At 65.1% G+C, this 19,342-nt stretch carries 18 protein-coding genes; all 18 read left to right on the top strand.

What is annotated here, in order from left to right; translation table 11 throughout:
- Nucleotides 1-149: 149 nt before the first annotated feature.
- The 18 genes from ASD30_RS00285 (at nt 150) to ASD30_RS00200 (ending at nt 19,310) form a co-directional block, all read left to right on the top strand.
- Nucleotides 150-1,667, top strand: coding sequence for an acyl-CoA carboxylase subunit beta (locus tag ASD30_RS00285; RefSeq protein WP_056675239.1), 1,518 nt, complete (start codon nt 150-152; stop codon nt 1,665-1,667).
- Between the two features lie 61 nt (nt 1,668-1,728).
- Nucleotides 1,729-2,925: a thiolase family protein gene (locus ASD30_RS00280; RefSeq protein ID WP_056675236.1), complete on the top strand. Its 1,197-nt coding sequence runs from the start codon at nt 1,729-1,731 to the stop codon at nt 2,923-2,925.
- 25 nt (nt 2,926-2,950) lie between these two features.
- Nucleotides 2,951-3,718 carry a TetR/AcrR family transcriptional regulator gene (locus ASD30_RS00275; protein ID WP_056675233.1) on the top strand — a complete coding sequence of 256 codons (768 nt, stop codon included), beginning with the start codon at nt 2,951-2,953 and terminating at the stop codon, nt 3,716-3,718.
- Nucleotides 3,715-3,948 carry a biotin/lipoyl-binding carrier protein gene (locus tag ASD30_RS00270; RefSeq protein ID WP_056675229.1) on the top strand — a complete coding sequence of 78 codons (234 nt, stop codon included), beginning with the start codon at nt 3,715-3,717 and terminating at the stop codon, nt 3,946-3,948. The genes ASD30_RS00275 and ASD30_RS00270 overlap by 4 nt, the downstream gene beginning before the upstream one ends.
- Before the next feature lie 163 nt (nt 3,949-4,111).
- The gene (locus ASD30_RS00265; RefSeq protein ID WP_082563444.1) at nt 4,112-4,885 is read left to right on the top strand and encodes an enoyl-CoA hydratase/isomerase family protein; all 774 of its coding nucleotides are present in this window, start codon (nt 4,112-4,114) and stop codon (nt 4,883-4,885) included.
- A 21-nt stretch (nt 4,886-4,906) separates the two neighbouring features.
- The gene (locus ASD30_RS00260) at nt 4,907-6,637 is read left to right on the top strand and encodes an acyl-CoA mutase large subunit family protein (protein ID WP_056675224.1); all 1,731 of its coding nucleotides are present in this window, start codon (nt 4,907-4,909) and stop codon (nt 6,635-6,637) included.
- A gap of 44 nt (nt 6,638-6,681) precedes the next feature.
- A complete protein-coding gene (locus tag ASD30_RS00255) occupies nt 6,682-7,092 on the top strand; it encodes a cobalamin B12-binding domain-containing protein (protein WP_056675221.1) in 411 nt (136 codons plus the stop codon).
- A 10-nt stretch (nt 7,093-7,102) separates the two neighbouring features.
- Nucleotides 7,103-8,011 carry a 3-hydroxyacyl-CoA dehydrogenase family protein gene (locus ASD30_RS00250; protein WP_056675217.1) on the top strand — a complete coding sequence of 303 codons (909 nt, stop codon included), beginning with the start codon at nt 7,103-7,105 and terminating at the stop codon, nt 8,009-8,011.
- Complete coding sequence (locus ASD30_RS00245) at nt 7,980-9,017, top strand: MBL fold metallo-hydrolase (protein WP_082563442.1); 1,038 nt, start codon at nt 7,980-7,982, stop codon at nt 9,015-9,017. Before ASD30_RS00250 ends, ASD30_RS00245 begins: the two co-directional genes overlap by 32 nt.
- Before the next feature lie 47 nt (nt 9,018-9,064).
- Nucleotides 9,065-10,012, top strand: a complete 948-nt coding sequence (gene meaB, locus ASD30_RS00240; protein ID WP_200951056.1) for a methylmalonyl Co-A mutase-associated GTPase MeaB — start codon at nt 9,065-9,067, stop codon at nt 10,010-10,012.
- Complete coding sequence (locus ASD30_RS00235; RefSeq protein ID WP_056675214.1) at nt 10,012-11,376, top strand: acetyl-CoA carboxylase biotin carboxylase subunit; 1,365 nt, start codon at nt 10,012-10,014, stop codon at nt 11,374-11,376. The genes meaB and ASD30_RS00235 overlap by 1 nt, the downstream gene beginning before the upstream one ends.
- Nucleotides 11,377-11,417: 41 nt before the next feature.
- The gene (locus ASD30_RS00230) at nt 11,418-12,977 is read left to right on the top strand and encodes an AMP-binding protein (RefSeq protein ID WP_056675211.1); all 1,560 of its coding nucleotides are present in this window, start codon (nt 11,418-11,420) and stop codon (nt 12,975-12,977) included.
- Between the two features lie 224 nt (nt 12,978-13,201).
- On the top strand, nt 13,202-14,452 hold the full coding sequence (locus ASD30_RS00225) for a phenylacetate--CoA ligase family protein (protein WP_156393467.1): 1,251 nt from the start codon (nt 13,202-13,204) through the stop codon (nt 14,450-14,452).
- Nucleotides 14,449-15,294: an ABC transporter ATP-binding protein gene (locus tag ASD30_RS00220; protein ID WP_200951055.1), complete on the top strand. Its 846-nt coding sequence runs from the start codon at nt 14,449-14,451 to the stop codon at nt 15,292-15,294. Before ASD30_RS00225 ends, ASD30_RS00220 begins: the two co-directional genes overlap by 4 nt.
- Complete coding sequence (locus tag ASD30_RS00215) at nt 15,291-16,109, top strand: ABC transporter ATP-binding protein (protein WP_056675205.1); 819 nt, start codon at nt 15,291-15,293, stop codon at nt 16,107-16,109. The genes ASD30_RS00220 and ASD30_RS00215 overlap by 4 nt, the downstream gene beginning before the upstream one ends.
- The gene (locus ASD30_RS00210) at nt 16,106-16,984 is read left to right on the top strand and encodes a branched-chain amino acid ABC transporter permease (protein WP_056675202.1); all 879 of its coding nucleotides are present in this window, start codon (nt 16,106-16,108) and stop codon (nt 16,982-16,984) included. The genes ASD30_RS00215 and ASD30_RS00210 overlap by 4 nt, the downstream gene beginning before the upstream one ends.
- 1 nt (nt 16,985) lies before the next feature.
- A complete protein-coding gene (locus tag ASD30_RS00205) occupies nt 16,986-18,026 on the top strand; it encodes a branched-chain amino acid ABC transporter permease (protein ID WP_056675198.1) in 1,041 nt (346 codons plus the stop codon).
- Nucleotides 18,027-18,107: 81 nt separating this feature from the next.
- Nucleotides 18,108-19,310, top strand: a complete 1,203-nt coding sequence (locus ASD30_RS00200; RefSeq protein WP_056675196.1) for an ABC transporter substrate-binding protein — start codon at nt 18,108-18,110, stop codon at nt 19,308-19,310.
- Nucleotides 19,311-19,342: the final 32 nt, after the last annotated feature.

The raw sequence follows: 19,342 nt of genomic DNA, 5'->3' as shown, positions 1-19,342 counted from the left end.
TCTTGTCCATCGCCTCCCGCTCGGAGTCTGTCGAGCGCTCCGCCACGTCCGCGCAGCTCCCTGCCGGGACGAGACCGACGCTAAAGAGTCCTTGTCCAGGCTGCCAACCGTCTGTTAGGTTGAACTACCAACGGGAAGATTGGAGCATGATGACCATCAACATTGAGACCGACGTCCTCGCGGGAACACTTCTCGAAGGACCAATGCAGGAGCGTCGCGACCGGCTGGCCGCCCTGCCGATCAAGGAGCCGCGCGACCTCTCTGCCCGGAACCGGGCGGTGGCCCTGTGCGATAGCGGCGCCTTTAACGAGATCATGGCGATGCGCAACGGATATCGCAGTGAGGCCCGGGGCGCGACCACTCCCCTGCCATCCGACGGCGTGGCCATCGGGTGGGGGCTCATCCACGGGCGCCCGACCGCAATTGCGAGCCATGACTTCGCGGTCGCCGGGGGTTCGATCGGCTCCGTCTTTGCCGACAAGGTCGTGCGCCTCCAGCGCTTCGCGATCGACAACGGCATGCCGATCATCTACATCAACGACTCGGGCGGCGCCAGGATCCACGAAGGCATCGAGGCCCTCGACGGGTGCGGCCGGATCTTCGCCCAGAACGTCCGTGCCAAGAAGCGGGTTCCGCAGATCTCGGTGATCATGGGCCCTTGCGCTGGAGCCGCAGCCTATTCGCCGGCCCTTACCGACTGGACGATCATGGTCAGCGGCCAGGGCCGTCTGTTCCTGACCGGACCCGAGGTGGTCAAGGCAGCCACCGGCGAGGACGTCGACCCGGAAGACCTCGGCGGAGCCGGCCTGCACACCCGCGATAGCGGAGTCGCACACCTCGAGGTGGCCGACGAGCGGGAGGCGCTGCGCTCCGTCATCGGCCTCCTCTCCTTCCTCCCGCAGCAGCGTGGCGGCGAGCTTCCCCTCCAGGCACCCCGCGAGCCCGAGCGGAGTGTCCAGGAGCTGGCCGACCTGATTCCGGCGGCGAGCCACGTTGCCTTCGACGTACGCCACGTCCTGTCGTGCATCGTCGATGGAGGGACGACCTTCGAACTCTCCGCCAAGTTCTCGCCCAGCGTGGTCACCGGATTCGCACGACTCAATGGCGTCCCGATCGGGATCGTCGCCTCCCAGCCGCGGCGACGCGGCGGAATTCTGGACGCGAAGGCCGCCCAGAAGGTGGCCCGGTTCGTTCGCTTCTGCGGCCGGTTCGGTGTGCCCATCACCACCTGGGTCGACGTCCCGGGCTTCATCCCCGGAGCGGTCGAGGAGCGCAGAGCAGTGATCACGCACGGTGCCGACATGCTCGACGCTTACGCGGACGCCGACGCCCCTCGCCTGACCGTCATCATGCGCAAGGCGTACGGCGGCGCCTACATTGCGATGGGCTCACGCTCCCTCGGGGCGGACTTCACCTGGGCATGGCCGCAGTCGGAGATCGCCGTGATGGGCCCGGAGGGAGCCGTAGGCATCTTGAACCGTCGCGAGCTGGCAGCAGCCGACGACCCTCGCGCCGTGCGCACCGCCCTGGCCGCGCAATACCGCGCCGAGGTCACCCACCCCTTCCGGGCCGTGGACGCGGGCATCGTCGACGACGTTATCCAGCCCGAACAGACCCGGGCCGCATTGACCGCGGCCCTGCAGGGCCTGGGCCTCGGACTCCACTGACAACTCCACCTCCGTTCACGACAAGTCGCTCCAACCCACCTCACCCACGCAAGGAGAAATCATGACCAAGGTCTACCTGATCGATGGCGCCAGAACCCCGATCACCAAGTTCGGCGGAAGCTTCCGCGACCTGAAGGCGACTGATCTGGCGACCGCCGCTGCGCAAGGGCTCATCAACCGCAGCGGTGTCCCGGCCGAAGCGATCGACCACGTAGTCGGCGGCACCGTCCTACACAACATGACCGAGTCCAATGCCGCGAGGGTCGTCAGCAAACGCATCGGGCTGCCCGATGCCACAGCGGCATTCACACTCACCATGCAGTGCGCCTCGGGCATGGCGGCGTTCATCAAGGCCGCACAGGCCGTTGCCCTCGGTGACTCACAGGTGGCCTTGGCACTCGGGTTCGAGTCCATGAGCAGTGCAGGCTTCACCGTCGAGGGTGCCCGCTGGGGTCTGCGCCTCAAGCACGGACAGTTCACCGACGCGCTCAAGGAGTGCACGCTCGCCGGTTCCCACCAATGGGGTGAGGCGTGGTACATGATCGACGTTGCCGAGAACCACGCGAAGATCGACAACATCACCCGCGAGGACATGGACGCCTATGCGGTCGAGTCGCACCACAAGGCCGCAGCCGCCCAGGCAGCGGGCCGTCTCGCCGGAGAGATCATTCCGGTGGACGTCGCGACCCGAGCGGGCGTCCGACAGGTCAGCGAGGACGAGCACATCCGGGCCGACGCCTCTTTCGAGACACTCGCGAACATGGATCCCATCAGGCCCGGTGGGGTGATCACCGCGGGCAACGCGTCGGGCATCAACGACGGTGCGGCCGCGGCACTGATCTGTTCAGCTGAGGCGCTCGAGGACTTGGGGGTCGAACCGCTGGCCGAGTTCGACGTTTCCCACAGCTCCCTGGTCGGATGCGACCCGCAGCTGATGGGCTATTCGGCAGTCGTAGCGATGAACACCATGCTGGAGCGGGCCAAGCTCGGTCTGGACGACCTCGACCTGATCGAGTGCAACGAGGGCTTCGGCGTCCAAGGCGTCGCCTGTGAACGACTCGGCGGTTGGCCTACCGACCGGGTGAATCTCGATGGCGGTAGCATTGGGCTCGGTCACCCAGTGGGCATGTCGGGACTCCGGATCGTCATCCATCTTGCCCACGCGCTCCGGCAACGCGGCCTTCGCCGCGGCGCAGCGACGGTTCCCGCCGGCAGCGGCCTGGGGACCGCGGTCATTCTCGAATCAGTCGGCGGGTGATCACGAACTGAAAGGTGCAGGTGTCATGGAACGTGCAACCAACGGCCAACAGCGGGTCACCATGGAACGTCTGGTCGCGGTCGCCGGCGAACTTTTTGCCGAGCGCGGGTACCGCGCAACCACCCTCGACGACCTCGCGGACGCCTTGAACGTGAAGAAGGCCTCGCTGTACTACTACATCGACACCAAGAACACCCTGCTCCGCGCCATCTACGACCAAATCCTGGGCAGGATCGCGGAGAAGGTCGTCCCCATCTCCGAACTGGATCTTCCACCAGACGAACGGCTTCGACGGATGGTGTCTTCACACATCGAGTTCGTCACTCTCGAGCGCAGCCTGCTCTCCGTGGTCTTCCAGGAGGAGTGGGAGTTGCCCGAGGACATGCAAGAAACGATCAAACAGATGAAGCACAGCTACGAGAACGCCTTCACCAAGGTGGTCGAGGAAGGCCAACAAAAGGGCCTGCTGCGTGCCGGATCGGCTCGGTTCATGGTGCTCGGCCTCCTGGGCATGACCAACTGGATGTACACGTGGTACGACGCCGATCGGCACGACCAGAGAGAGATCATCGGCGAGTTCGTCCAGTTGCTGGAGCACGGCTGGCTGGCCAGCGACGCACCTGCACGGCCGGCCTGGCCGCGCGCCGACTCGGTCGAATCGGCACTATCGGAGAGCTTCACACTCGTGCGTGAACTCCGCGAACGCGCTGACTCACTCGAATCAGAACTCACTTTCGCCAGAGAACGCCTGGACCAAGGCGTGATCGGCATCAGGACTGGAGAATCACCATGAGCAAACAACAGGAGGTCCGGGCCGAGTTGGCCGGAAACGTGTACAAGATCCTCGTCTCTGTTGGCGACGAGGTGAACAAGGGCGATCAGCTGATCGTCCTCGAGTCCATGAAGATGGAGATCCCCGTGATCGCCCCCAAGGCGGGCACCGTCACCGCCGTGAACACGTCCGCGGACTCGGTCATCGCCGAGGGCGACGTGCTCGTCGTGATGGAGGTTCCCACCGACTGAACGCTTGAGCTCCACCCTTCCCCGAAGTGCCGGGTCGACATCTCGTCGGCCCGGCGCTTCGGCATTTCCGGCGCTGTAGATCCGGGTCGCGAAGGGGCTTGACCGACAACCATCCGAGCGGTAGGTTTTCTTACCAACGAGTCGGTAGACAGGAGTTGCACCGGTGAATTCCAGCGTGGAAATCGAACGACGTGGCGCGATCGCAGTACTGCGACTGAACCGCCCCTCCCGCGGCAACACCTTGGACGGCGAGGTGACTGCGGACCTGAGCGCCGCGGTCCAGCAGGCCGGGTCGAATCCCGAGGTCCGCGGCATCGTGGTGACCGGCACCGGGCGCCTCTTCTGCGCCGGGGGCGACGTGAGCACTCTCGCCGAGTGGGGTCAGCTCGACCACGCCAGCCGGGTCGCGAAGTACCGCGGGTCCCAAGAACTGGTCAAGACCCTGCAGGCGTGTCCGATCCCAGTGGTTGCCGCGTTGAACGGCAGCGCCGCGGGCGCAGGGGTCGACCTCGCGCTGGCCTGCGACATCAGGGTCGCCGTCCCGACGGCCTCGCTCACCGCCGCGTTCGCCACGGTCTGCCTGGTTCCCGACCTCGGGGGAAGCTGGTTTCTGGCCCGCCGCATTGGCCGCCACCAGGCCTTGCGATTCCTCTTGGGCGGTCACAAGTTGCCCGCCGGCGAGGCCCTTGAGCTGGGCTTGGTCGACCGCGTGGTCGGTCCCGACGAGGAGCTCATGGACACGGCCTGCGACGTGGTGCTCGAGCTCGTCGAGAACGTCCCTGCCCCGGTCTTGGCCGAGTCCCTCCTCGCCCTGCGTGGAGCCGACCAGCACGACCTCGAGACATCGATGGACCGTGCCGCCCAGGCCCAGGCCCGCCTGATGTCGACGCCCGAACACGAGGAACGCATTGCCGCATTCCTCACCGCCGCACGCTGAACCGCCCAAGGAGAGATTCACATGTCGTCAGCAGAAGACAGGGACAAGTCCCAGCGCATGGAAGATGAGTGGTCAACCGAGTACGCCAAGATGGTGGGACGCTTCGGCGACGCCGCCCCGAAGCAGGCGACCAGCCCCCGGTCACAGTCCGGGCTGCCGCTCAAGAGCGCCTACTTCCCCCATGACCTCGACGGCATCGACGTCGAGGAGCAGATCGGTCGCCCCGGTGGGTTCCCGTTCACCCGCGGCAACCTGGCCGCCCAACACCAGCTGATGGCGTGGGCCAACCAGCCAGTGATCGGCTACGGCCTCGCGGAGCAGACCCGTGAGCGGATGGACTATCTCGAGTCGCAGGGCATGATCGGCTACTTCGGCCAACGGTTCTACAACCTGGTCTACGACCTGGTCTCGCACGAGGGTCTCGACCCGGACCACCCCGCAGCTCGCGGACGCATCGGCCAGGTAGGCATGGGCATCTACAACGTCCGAGACATGGAGCGCCTGTTCGACGGTATGGACCTGCGCAAGATCAACGTCGTCCACATCACCTACTACCAGACCATTCCGGCACTCGCGCAGTACATCGCCTACGGGGAGAAGATGGGCGTCCGCCCTGACGAGCTCCGCGGCAACTCTATGAACTGGTACCACCAGTCGGCGTACGTCGGCATGAGCGCATTCCCGGCCGACCAGGGATTGAAGCTGGCCACCGAGTTGATCTCCTACTGCTCCAAGCACATGCCGAAATGGAACACCACGAACTTCTTCGGCTACGGCATCGAGGAGGCAGGAGGCAACGCAGCCCAAGAGACCGGGCTGATGATCGCCGTCGGGCGCGAGATCGCCCGCGCGTGCATCGCCGCCGGCATGAAGGCCGACGACTTCCTGCCCCGCTTCGGCTTCCAGTTCTCCCAGGCCAACGACTTCTTCGAGGAGATCTCGAAGGTCCGCGCCATGCGGCGCATGTGGGCCACCACGATGCACGACGAGTTCGGTGCCCGTGACCCGCGCTCAATGCATGTGCGGATCCACTCGCACACCTCCGGTGCCGTGCTCACCGCGCAACAGCCGCTGGTGAACCTGATCCGCACGTCGATCCACGCCTTGGGCGCGGTGATAGCGGGTACCCAGGCCATGGAGGTCTCCGCGTACGACGAGGCCCTGGGCATCCCCTCGGTCGAGGCGCACACCCTCGCCCTGCGAGTGCAGCAGGTCGTCCAGGAGGAGACCAACGTCACAGCTGTCTCCGACCCGCTCGCCGGCTCCTACTACGTCGAGGCGCTCACCGATCAATTGGCCCGCAAAGCGATGGAGATCGCCGACGAGGTCGAGAAGCAGGGCGGATTCGTCGCGGCGCAGCAGTCCGGCTGGATCAGATCCGAGGTCGAGGCCACGTCCGAGCAGTGGCGCGAGCAGGTCAACAGCGGCGAGCGGCGCATCGTCGGCCTCAACTGCTACAAGGTCGAGGAGAACCAGGAGCACGAGGTCTTCGCCGTCGACCCGTCCCTGGAACAACTGGCCGTCGAGCGGATCCAAGAATTGCGGGCCACTCGCGACAACGACCGCTACGAGAAGGCGATCGCAGGCCTGCACGTCGCGGCCGCCGAGTTCGCCAAGGCCGAGGTCGCCGATCTGGGCAGCGACCGGCTGATGGAGGCATCCATCGAAGCAGCCCGCGCCGAGGCAAGCACCGGCGAAATGATGGCGGTGCTCAAGGAGCACCTCGGCTGGGCCGCACCCCATGAGTTCTGACCGATCGCTTCCCCGCTCACCAATCACATCCAAAAGGAGTCACGATGGAACAACCCATCCGGGTGCTGCTCGCCAAGCCCACCCACGACAGTCATGACCGCGGCGTCCGCTACTTAGCGCGCGTGCTGCGCGACGGCGGGTTCGAGGTGGTCTTCATGAACTTCCTCCTCCCCGAGGACGTGCTCAGCGCCGCCACCCAGGAGGACGTGGATGTGATCGGCATCTCGAGTTCCGCTGGTGGCCACATGCACGTCTTCATCGAGATCGCGCAGGCTCTCAAGGAGAGCGGTCAACAGGACGTGCTGCTCATGGGCGGCGGCATCATCTCGTCGTCCGATGTCAAGAAACTACGGGCCGAAGGCGTCGGTCGGATCTTCGGACCCGGCAGCGACCCTGACGAGATCAAATCCTATATCCGCGAAAACGCGCGGGTGGCCACCGGAACCCGGAACTGAGGCGATCACGATGAAGAACATCTCGATCCTCGGCGGTGCCGGCTTGATGGGCCACGGCATCGCACTGGCCTGCCTGACCGGGAGCGACGCCCGGGTGACCATCGTCTCCCGTCGTGAGGCCACGGTTGAGAAGGGCCTGGACGCCGTCGAGAACGGGCCCTACGGCCTCCGGAAGGCGGTCGATCGCGGTCGCCTTACAGAGGAGGGTCTCCGCGAAGCGATGTCGCGGCTCGAGGGCACAACGGACTATGCGGACGGGCTCGGCTCCGCCGATCTAGTATTCGAGTCGATTCCCGAAGTGCCGGAACTCAAGCTCGAGGCGCTGGCGTCGGCCGCTGAGGCCGCTCCGCCGACCGCGATCGTTGCCACCAACACCTCCAGCATCATGATCGCCGAGTTGAGTTCGGCGTTGCCCGATCCGTCGAGATTGGTGGGCACGCACTGGTTCTATCCGTCGAACGTGATGCCGTTGGTCGAGGTCGCTCCGAGTGCCTTGACTGCTCCCGAAGTGACCGGTGCTGTGATCGACTACTTGTCGACCATCCGTAAGCGTCCGGTGCAGGTGAAGGACGCCCCCGGCTTCTTCATGACCAGGTTCGTCAACAGCTTCATCGCCGAAGCGATCCGCTCGGTCGAGCTCGGCATCGCCGGACCGGCCGAAATCGACGAGATGGTCAAAACTGGGCTTGGCTGGCCGATGGGTGTCTTCGAATTGCTCGACGACACGGCGAGTTTCGATGCGTGGTACCACGCGCAGGAGTACCTGCACGACAAGTGCGGGGACCGCTACGCGGTGCCGCCGCTGGCTCACCAGGTGTTCTCCGCGGGCTTCCTGGGTGACTCCACATTCAAGCACTCCAGCCGCGGTGGCTGGTACGAATTCCTCGGTGCTGACCGCCCTGCTGCTCGGGAGAAGTGACGTGTGCGGGATGCCCGAGCCGACGGCGGGACGATTCCGTGCAGCCCCCACTGACCTGGGCTTTGTGGTGACCCGGCTGCACGACCATGTGCACGTCCTGCAGGCCCGGAGCACGTTCTGGCCGGCTCCGGGAAACATCGTGGTCATCCAGGACGATGTCGGAGTCGCGCTCATCGATTGCGGCTTCGGCACCGAGGAGGGACGCGACGGGGTCGCCGAGGCACTGAGCAGCCTGGGCCTCGACATCCGCGCCGTCCACACGGTGTTGGTGACCCATCCGCACCTCGACCACGCCGGTGGGATCGGGCTGTTCGAGGAACGGGTACGCGTCCTCGGCCCATCCCGCCTGGGTGTGCTGGTCGCCAATGCGCACGCAACGGCCGAACTGATCTTCCCGACAGTCTTGCGGGATCTCGCTCCCGAGCGGGCGGACCTGGAGATCGTCGAGCACTTCGAGACCGACTGCGGGACCTCCGCAGCACCGGTGGCCACCACCGTGGTCGAGCCAGGTGACGTGATCCACCTCGGCCGAACCCGGTGGGAGGCGATCCCGACACCGGGGCACGAGGACGGCATGTACTCCTACTTCGAGCCCGAACTGGGGATCCTCGCCTGCTCCGACGTCCTCGCCGCCAAAGGCACCGCGATTCCGTGGTACGCCCCCGGCGGCGGCGGGACCGCGGGCTATCTGGCAGGGCTAGCGCGGATTGCCGACCTGCCGGTCGACATCGCCGTACGAGGCCACGGGGACGCACTCTTCGGAGCGGACTCGGTGGCTGAGGCAACAACCATCACCTCGGACCGGATCCGGAACAGGACCAGCCTGATCCGTCGGGAGCTGACGGCACGACCGCGCTCCTTCGCCGACCTGGAACTGGAGATCTACAACCAGAGGGTCTACGGGGTCATCCCGTGGGCCGCGAGTGTGCTGGGAACCCACCTCCTCGAGGGCATCGAGGACGGAACACTGCGCCGCGACGGGGACCTGTTCGCGGCCGTGGGATGAATGGAGGGACCGAGATGACCATGCAGACAGAACGACCAACCTCCCGGTTGGCCGGCGAAGTGCTGGAGCGGAATCACCGCGCCATCGCCCAGGCGATCACCCTAGTGGAGAACGGTCAAGGTGCCAGTGAGTTGCACACCCCCCTCTTCCCGCACACGGGCAAGGCCTTCACGATCGGGATCACCGGCCCGCCAGGAGCCGGAAAGTCCACACTGGTGGACCAGCTCGTAGCGCACTACCGCGCCGAAGGCCTGAGTGTCGGCGTCCTGGCGGTCGACCCGTCGAGCCCCTTCACCCGCGGCGCGTTGCTGGGTGACCGGGTGCGCATGCGGTCCTTCGCCGCCGACCAGGGCGTCTTCGTCCGCTCGATGGCCAACCGCGGACACGTCGGCGGGCTCGCGCTGGCCACACCGAGCGCGATACGTCTCCTCGACGCGGCCGGCTTCGACCGGATCCTGGTCGAGACGGTCGGCGTGGGGCAGTCGGAGGTGGACGTTGTGGGCGCGGTCGACTGCACCGTCGTGGTCGAGGTGCCGGGCATGGGTGACGTGGTGCAAACCATGAAGGCCGGGCTGATGGAGATTGCCGACCAGTTCGTCGTCAACAAGGCGGACCGGGAGGGGGCCGAACGCCTGGCCCGGGAACTTCGCCGGGTGCTCCGCGAGCAATCGGGCAAGGGCGCGAACGCGGACGTCATACAGACATCGGCACACCGGGGAGACGGCGTGCCCGAGCTGTTGCAGGGCATCGAGGCATTCCGCGAACGCCAGATCGAATCCGGTCGGCTCGACGAGCGTCGTCAGGAGAACCTGACACGCGAGGTGGCCGCCTTCGTAGGCGAGCACGCCCGTCGTCGCCTGCTCGGTGTCAGCGGGACTGGCCTTCCGCCCCAAACACTGGAAGACCTCCTGGGACGCCGACGCGACCCCCAGGGCCTGGCCCTCGACATCGTCGAGGCGGGCCTTCGCCCCCGGTTGTCGGAAGGCGTCGAGTGATGTTCGAGTCCGTGTTGATCGCCAATCGAGGCGAAATCGCCAGCCGGGTGATCCGAACCGCCAAGAAGATGGGCCTCCGGACCATCGCCGTCCACAGCGACGCCGATCAGGAAATGCCGTTCGTGGCCGAGGCCGACGAAGCCGTGCTGATCGGACCCGCACCGGCACGCCAGAGCTATCTGGACATGGAAAAGGTCCTCGAGGCCGCACAGCGGACGGGCGCCCAGGCGATCCATCCCGGTTACGGCTTCCTGGCAGAGAACCCCACCTTCGCCGCCGCAGTGGCGCAGGCCGGCCTGACCTGGGTCGGACCTGATGCCTCAGCCATCGAAGCCCTGGGCGACAAGGTCAACGCCCGCAACATCATGGCCGCGGCCGGTGTCCCGGTAGCGCCCGGCTCCGGGACACCGGCCACCTCCTTGGCCGACGCGGTTGCCCACGCGGACCGGATCGGCTTCCCCTTGATGGTCAAGGCGTCCGCGGGCGGAGGCGGCATAGGCATGGGTGTCGCGCACGACGCGAGCGAGCTCGAGGACTGCTTCGCGACGGCGCTGAGCAGGGCCGAGCGCTTCTTCGGCTCCCCCGACATCCTTCTCGAGCGGTTCATCGCCAACGCCCGCCACGTAGAGATCCAGATCCTGGTGACCAACGAGGGCGAGGTGATCACTCTCGGCGAACGCGATTGCTCCCTGCAGCGTCGGCACCAGAAGATCCTCGAGGAGACCCCGTCACCGGGAGTCTCGCCCGATCTGCGGCAACGCATGCTCGAGGGAGCGCGACGGGCCGGCAGCGCGATCGGCTACCGCAACGCAGGTACGGTGGAGTGCTTGGTCGATCCGGTCAAGCAGGACTACGTCTTCCTGGAGATGAACACCCGGTTGCAGGTCGAGCACGCGATCACCGAACTGACCACCGGAGTCGACCTGGTCGAGCAGCAGTTCCTCATCGCCGGTGGCCAGTCCCCGACCTGCGACTCCGCGCCCGCCCACGCCGGCCATGCCATCGAGTTGCGGATCTGCGCCGAAGACCCGGTCTCATTCCTGCCGAGCCCCGGACAGATCACCGGGTGGATCGAGCCCCGAGGGGAGGGGGTCCGCGTCGACTCCGGATATCGGGCCGGCAACTCCGTCAGCCCGCACTATGACTCTCTCCTCGCCAAGCTGTGCACCTGGGGGGCGGACCGCGACCAGGCCATCGCCCGAGCCCGAGTTGCCGCCGGCGAGTTTCAGATCGAGGGAGTCAAGACCAATCTCGGGTTCCTGCAACATCTGCTCGACTCCCAGCAGTTCGTGCTGGGCGACTACGACACCCATTTCGTCGAGACCAGTGCGGCTCCTGCGTGGGCCGGTCCGGCGCAACCCTGATCCGCAGCCCCATGAAACTTCACTGAGAGGACGTCTCAATCATGACCGACAATCTCACCATGGGCCACGTCGTACGGCGATCGGCCAAGCAGTATCCAAACCGGACTGCCATCATCTACGAAGGCAAGACCTACACCTATTCCCAATACAACGAGCGGGTGAACCGGGCCGCCAACGCGCTCACTGAACTGGGCATCGACTTCGGCGACCACATCGCCATTCTCGGCAAGAACTCGATCGAGTACCTCGAGCTGTGCCACGCCTCCGCCAAGATCGGCGCAGTCTTCGGCACTGTCAACTGGAGGCTCGCCCCCAAGGAGATCTCCTTCATCGTCACCGACGGTGACTCCAAGGTGCTGGCCGTCGAGGCGTCACTCCAGGAGGTGGTCCGTCCGGCCCTGGCTGACTTACCCGACATCACGATCGTCGTGTACGACGGTGAGCCGACGCTGCCAGGGGCACTCTCCTACGAGGACCTGGCCCAGAAGGCACCCACTGCCGAGCCCACCGCCGAGGTGGGGAGCAGCGACGACGCTCTGATCATGTACACCTCGGGCACCACCGGCCTCCCCAAGGGAGCGGTGTTGACCCACGGCAACGTCTGCTGGGACGCGATCAGCTATCTGACGTACGCCGCCCCCCGGCCGTACGACGCGCTCCTGGTCGGGATGCCGATGAACCATGTCAGTGGCTTGCACATGCAGACCTCTGCTTTCCTGATCCGCGGGCTGCCCTTGGTGATCATGCGCCAGTGGGATGCCGAGGAGGCCTGCCAGTTGATCCAGAAGCACCGGGTGACTGCGGCGACCATCCTGGTCACGCCACTCCAGCAACTGCTGGCCTTCGAGGGCATGGACGACTACGACCTCACCTCGCTCCAACTGGTGCTCACGGCCGCGGCGAAGTACACCCGCGACCTGTCGATCCAGACGATGCATCGGCTCCAGGTGGACCGCCTCCTGTTCGGCTATGGCCTGACCGAGGCCGCACCGCTGGCCAGTGTCACCGAGTTCTCCGGCGAGATGCTCGCCAACGAGAACACCCTGGGCTTCCCGGTCTGGTACAACGACGTGCTGATCGTCGACGAATTCGACAACCCTGTTCCGGAGGGCGAGGCAGGCGAGCTCGTCATCCGCGGACCCAACGTCTTCAAGGGCTACTACAAGCGGCCCGAGGTCAACGAGCAGGTGCTGCGCGGCGGCTGGTTGCACACTGGGGACCTCGCCTGCTTCCGCGGGAACAGCCTCTACTTCGTGGACCGCAAAAAGGACATGATCAAGAGCGGCGGAATGAACGTCTACTCCCTCGAGGTCGAGATGGCCTTGATGGCAGCCAACCCGGAACTGACAGGCGTCTCGGTCATCGGAGTCCCTGACGAGAAGTGGGGCGAGGCCGTGGTGGCCTTCGTGGTGGCGTCCGCAGACTCGCCGACCAGTGCCGAGGAGATCATCGCCAAGACCCGGTCCCATATCGCCGGATTCAAGTTGCCCAAGCGCATCCACTTCATCGACGAGCTCCCGACGAACGTCTCGGGGAAGGTCCGCAAGACGGTGCTCAGGGATTGGGCGACCGACGGGAAGTTCGCCGAAGCCATGAGCTGAACGGTCCAAATCTGGACCCTGTCGGTCGAAAAATGTCTGCACGACCGGCGGGGTTTCAGTCATGCCACTTTGCAAAAAGGGCACCCCATCAACTCCGTGTCGGGGTCGTCGACAGCTCCCGAAGTTGACCCTTGACACCCATCTTGTGACGCACGTAACATCCCCAACCAATGAGTCGGTTGGGCGAATAACTGGTCGATCGGCACGAGGAATGGGAAGGACTCATGAGTCAGCACGAAGGCCGTTTGGACGCCGAAATCCGCGGGCAGCTCCGCAGGATTTCAAACCTGCCGTTCTACGCCCAGAGGGCGCTCACTGCGGGGATCGACCTGACGCATGTCGAGACATGGGAGCAGTTCCAGGAGCTGCCCTTGCTCAGCCGTGCCGACTTCGAGGACTGCTTCGAGAACGACACCGCTTGGGGCGGCTTCCGGGTGCCCGGCGTGGTGCGGATGAACTTCACCCCGAGCGCCCGCCTCGGGCTCCTCCCGGAGTTCCACACGCCATCGGACCTGGCCGCGAGTGCTCGTGCCCTGGCCGCAGTCGCTCGGGCTGCCGGGATCACGGCGGACGACGTCGTCCAGGTCACCCTCGCCTATCACGTTCTGGTGGCCGCCCGACTGTTCGACGAAGGCTTCGCCGAGTTGGGGGCGTGCTCTTTGCAAGCAGGTGCGGTGCCCACCGAGCAACAACTCAACCTGGCCCGCCGGGGCCACCCCACGGTGCTGATGAGCAACCCCAGTTTCGCCCAGCGGCTCGGCGAGGCCGGGCTGCGAGGTATCCGCCGCATGGTGCTGACCGGGGAGCCCTTCACGGCGATCGAGGGTCGACGGGAGGCACTCAAGGACGCCTTTGACGGCGAGCTGCTGAGTGCCGTCGACACGTACGGTGTCTCCGAGTGCTTCCCCGTTGCCGCCGAGTGCCGGGCCGAGACCGGGATGCACCTGCGTGAGGACTTCTGCGTCGTCGAGGTGATCGACTCCGAGACCCTGGACCCGGTGCCCCATGGCACCGCGGGCGAACTCGTGGTGACTCACCGCAACAAGCAAGGGATGCCGTTGCTGCGCTATCGCACCGGGGACCTGGCTGTGGTCGAGGCCACCGAGTGCGAGTGCGGCGCGACCACCGTGCTGCCTCGAGGAGTCTTCGGACGCACGGACAACATGACCAAGGTCAAGGGCGTGAAGCTCTACCCCTCCCAGGTGGCGTTCATCCTCGCCGGCTTCGAGGGCCTGGATCCCCGGCAATACCGGATCACCCTGCGCGAGAGCAACGGGGTCGACCAGATCGCACTGAAGGTCGCCGCGACCACCACCGATGTCGACATCGCGGCAGTCAAGCGCAGCCTGAAGGAAGGAACCCTCTTGTCGTTCAACGACGTCGAACTGGTCCCTGCCATCGACGAGGGGCCAACCGTCGACGACCTCCGGGGCGACGCCCGTCGGAACATCGCCTCGGTGGGCAGCGCCAAATGAGCCAAACCGAAGTGGGCGCGACCGCCGCTCCTGCCACCGTCCGCACTCCCCTGCTGGAGCTGAAGAACCTCGAGGTCACCTACAACCAGGTCGTGCTCGCCGTCCGCGGCGTCTCGATGGAGGTGCAGGAAGGCACCGTGTGCGCCCTGCTCGGGGCCAACGGTGCAGGCAAGACGACCATCCTTCGGGCGATCTCGAGCGTGCTCACCTCCCAGGACGGCGAGGTCACCGACGGAACAATCTGCTTGGACGGGGACCCGATCACCGATCTTGCAGCCGACAAGATCGTGCGACGTGGCATCTGCCATGTTCCCGAGGGCCGGCAGGTCTTTCGCGACCTCACCGTCGAGGAGAACCTCCGCGCCGCGGCGTTCACACTAACCGACCGACGCAAGGTCGAGTCACGGCTGGAGATGGTGCAGGAGTACTTCCCCAAGCTCACCACCCTGTGGAAGGGCAAGGCGGGCTACCTCTCCGGTGGTGAGCAGCAGATGCTCGCCCTCGGGCGGGGGCTGATGCTGGACCCGCGCCTGCTGATCCTGGATGAACCCTCTCTCGGCCTGGCTCCGGTGATGGTCGACGAGATCACCCGCATCGTGACCGAAGTCAGCCGCCAGGAGCGGGTCACCGTGCTGCTCGTCGAGCAGAACGCGCAGATCGCCCTCGACCTGTCCGACTACTGCTACGTGCTCGAAAACGGCCGGATCGTGCTGGATGGGAGATCGAGCGAAATCGCCGAGAACCAGGACATCAAGGAGTTCTACCTGGGGGCCTCCGAGGGGTCCTCGACGAACTATGCCGCGATCAAACACTATCGCCGGCGGAAGCGGTGGATGTCATGACGACAACACAGTTCACAGATCGCACCCGCGCCGTAGAGCAGAAGGGACTCGAAATTCGCGACGTCTCCCTGCGATTCGGCGGAGTCCATGCCCTGGACGGCGTGAGCTTCGATGTGAAGCCGGGCGAACTGCTCTCGATCATCGGTCCGAACGGGGCAGGAAAGAGCTCGCTCCTCAACTGCATCTCCGGCTTCTACCGGCCACAGCAGGGAGGGATCTACCTCGACGGCCAGGACCTCACCAGGCTCAAGCCGCACCAGATCGCCGGCCGCGGCATTGGCCGGGTCTTCCAGAACATCGAGCTGTTCAGCCACCTGACAGTCCTGGAGAACGTGATGCTCGGCCGGCACCACGCGCTGCGGCCCAAATGGTGGGCCGATGCGCTCTACTTCGCTCCACGCCAACTGCGCAAGGAACTGGAGCACCGACGCGTGGCCGAGGAGATCATCGACTTCGTCGAGATCGAGAAATATCGACAGATGCCGGTTGGGCAGCTCTCGTACGGCCTGCAAAAGCGTGTTGAGCTCGCGAGGGCCCTGGCCATGGAGCCGGCGGTGCTGCTGCTCGACGAGCCGGTCGGTGGCATGAACCAGGAAGAGACCGAGGACATGGTCCGCTACATCCTCGACGTCAAGGAGCAGTTGGGCACCACCGTGGTGCTGATCGAGCACCACATGGGAGTCGTCGTCGACATCTCCGATCGAGTGGTGGTCATCGATTTCGGACGAAAGGTGGCCGAAGGGCCACCGCGGGAGATTGCCCAGCACCCCGAAGTCCTCCGCGTCTACCTGGGCAAAGGCGGTGACCCGGAATGAGCTTCTTTCTCCAGCTCACGATCTCCGGTCTGGCCATCGGCTCGGTCTATGCCCTAATCGCACTTGGATTCGTTGTGGTCTACAAGGCCACCCGAGTGCTGAACTTCGCCCAGGGCGACATGATGATGATCGGCGCATTCGTCACCTTCACGCTGAGCAGCACGCACGGCTGGCCGTTCTTCGTCGCTCTCGGAGTCACCCTGGTGGCGTCCTTCTTCCTTGGGTTCGTCATCGAGCGGCTGGTCCTACGCCCGATGCTCGGGCAACCCGTCTTCTCGATCATCATCGTCACGATCGGGCTCGCCTGGCTCATGCGCGGGATAGCGGGCATGGCCTTCGGTCACTCCGAGCAGCGGATCACGTTCCCGTTCTCCGGTGAGTCCGTCCGCCTGCCCGGAGTGGACGTCACCCTGTCGGCGGAGAACATAGCGACGCTCACCATGACCATGCTCACGTTCCTGGCGTTCTTCGTGTTCTTCCAACGCACCCGATGGGGGATCGCGATGCGAGCCACGGCGAGCAATCAGGACGTCGCGCAGATGATGGGCATCAACGTCAACCGGATCTCCGCCCTCGCCTGGGGGCTGGCCGGTGTCGTCGGCACGCTCGCCGGGGTCATCCTCGGAATGCTCGGCTTCCTGTTCATCCACGTGGGCGACACGGCGCTGAGGGCATTCCCAGCTGCTGTCCTCGGCGGACTCGACGCCACCGGGGGCGCTGTCGTGGGCGGCGCGATCCTCGGCGTCGCCGAGACACTGTTCGGCGGCTACCTGGGCGGAGCCTACCGGGAGTTGATGGCGTGGATCCTCCTGATCGTGGTCCTGCTCGTCCGCCCCTTCGGCCTATTCGGCTCCAAGGACATCGAGAGGGTCTGACATGCGCACTGCCTACTACAAGGTTTCCTACCTCAAGGATGCCGCTCTCTACGACAGCAAGTTCTCACGGTTCTGGATGATCGTGCTCGGCGTCGCAGTACTCGCCGTGCCGCTGGTGGTCTCGCCGTTCCAGATCTACCTGGTCAACCAGGCGTTGATCGCGGCGATCGCGGCGATCGGACTCAATCTGTTGATCGGGAACACCGGTCTGGTTTCGCTGGGTCACGCCGCCTTCATGGCTATCGGCGCCTACACCACGGCCCTGGTCTCGGTGCACTGGTCGTTTCCGTTTCTGCTCGCGGTGCTGACCGGCGCCGGCGCTGCCGCGCTCTTCGGCACGGTCGCCGCACTCCCTGCTCTGCGACTCAAGGGGCTGTACCTGGCCCTGGTGACGATGGGCTTCGCTTTCGTCGTCGATTTCGTGATCCGCCGCAGCGACCTGCTCGGTCGGGACAATGGGCTCCTGGTGCCGATACCGTCAATCGGTCCACTGATCATCACCACCAGCGAGCAGTGGTACTTCCTACTGGTGATCGTGCTGGCGCTGATCGCCATGGGGGTAAAGAACCTGATCCGCAGGGGGACCGGCCGGGCGTTCGCTGCCATCCGGGACCGGGACATCGCCGCCGCGATCATGGGTGTCAATCTGACGCATTACAAGATCCTCGCGTTCGCGCTGTCCTCAGCCATTGCGGGGCTCGCCGGTGGCTTCTACGCCAGCCTGATCGGATTCATCAACCCAGCCCACTTCAACCTCCTGCTCAGTGTCGAGTTCATCGCGATGATCATCATCGGCGGCCTCGGTTCCGTGCTCGGATCGATCGTAGGTGCGCTCTTCCTGACCTTCCTCCCCGAACTCATCCGCGGAACTCTCGAAGGCAGGTTCACCTTCCTCGACGAAAACTTCGAAGACTTCAGGATCGCTCTCTTCGGATTCATCATCGTCGTCGTTCTGGTGCGCGAGCCGGACGGATTCGTGGGGAGGTGGCGAGACACCAAGAACTACTTCCGAGCTTGGCCGTATCGACAGGTTCCCGACTGACCGGGACAAGGACCACGAACAGCCCTCTGTGGCACGCCTGACCGCTCGGGTGATCGGACGAACTGGAGAAAGACGAGACCTATGAAGCAGAACAAATTCTTGCAGATCGTGGCCGCTCTGGCCGCGCCCATCTTGGCGCTCAGTGCCTGCAGTGGCGCCGCTGGATCCGGCGATGTCCCCGGCGTCACCGATGAAAAGATCGTCCTCGGAGTGAACGCGGACCTGTCCGGCCCGGCAGCCAGCACGGGCATCGATGCCACCAAAGGCTTCGAGGTCTACTTCGACTGGCTCAATGACAACGGTGGGGTGGACGGCCGCAAGGTCGAGGTGATCAGCCGCGACCACGGCTACGACCCGACCCGCGCGTTGTCCAACTGGCAGCGGTTCGTGAAGCAGGACAACATCTTCGGCGGCATGTGCTTCGGCACACCGAGTTGCGTCTCAGTGGCACCCCAGATCATCGCCAACAAACGCCCGCACATCATGATCTCCCAGGCCAAGGCGTTCTACGAGCCGCAGAACGACTACGTCCTGATCAACGGCATCCCCTACTCGTGGGAGGCCGCGATCACGATCGACTACATCGAGGAGAACTACCACCCCGAGAAGATCGGCGTCATCTACCAGGACGACGACTTCGGTCGCGACGGCCTCTCCGGCGCCGAGAAGGCCGCCGAACACTACGGGATCGAACTGGTCACCGAAGGCTACGAGCGCGGGTCGACCGACTTCACCGCCCAGGTCGCTTCACTCCGTCGAAAGAACGTCGAGTGGGTCCTCACCTCGGGCGTACAGGTGGAACCGGCCGCGATCATGTCCAAGATCGCTGACCTCGGATGGGACGTCAAGATCGGCTCCTTGGTGGCAGCGTCCGTGCAACCATCCACCATCGCACTAGGTGATTCGGAGGACTTCGAGGGGTTCATCGGGCCAACCAGCTGGGCCGCTCCGACCGACGACGTACCGGGTGTGAAGCAGATGCTCGAGCGGGCCAAGAAGTACGCGCCCGATCACGAGGTGGGGACCTACTTCATCTACGGCTACGTCAACGCGATCATCTACGCCGAGGGACTGAAGAAGGCAGCGGAGGCGGACAACCTCACTCCTGAAGGGGTGGTGGACGCTTGGTACCAGATCAAGGATCTGGACACTCAGGGCTTGTATTCGCCGATCTCCTTGAGCCGCGAACAACCATTCCCCGGTGACTCCGCCTCGATCCTCGAGTACAAGGACGGCGCCTTCGTCAAGATGACCGAGCCAACAGCACCGAAATCGCTGGACTGACATTTCTTGATGCGCCGTGTGGGGGCGCCGGT

The sequence above is a fragment of the Nocardioides sp. Root140 genome (genome assembly GCF_001426745.1).
Taxonomy (GTDB): Bacteria; Actinomycetota; Actinomycetes; order Propionibacteriales; family Nocardioidaceae; genus Nocardioides.
This window is presented reverse-complemented; position numbering and strand designations above follow the sequence as displayed.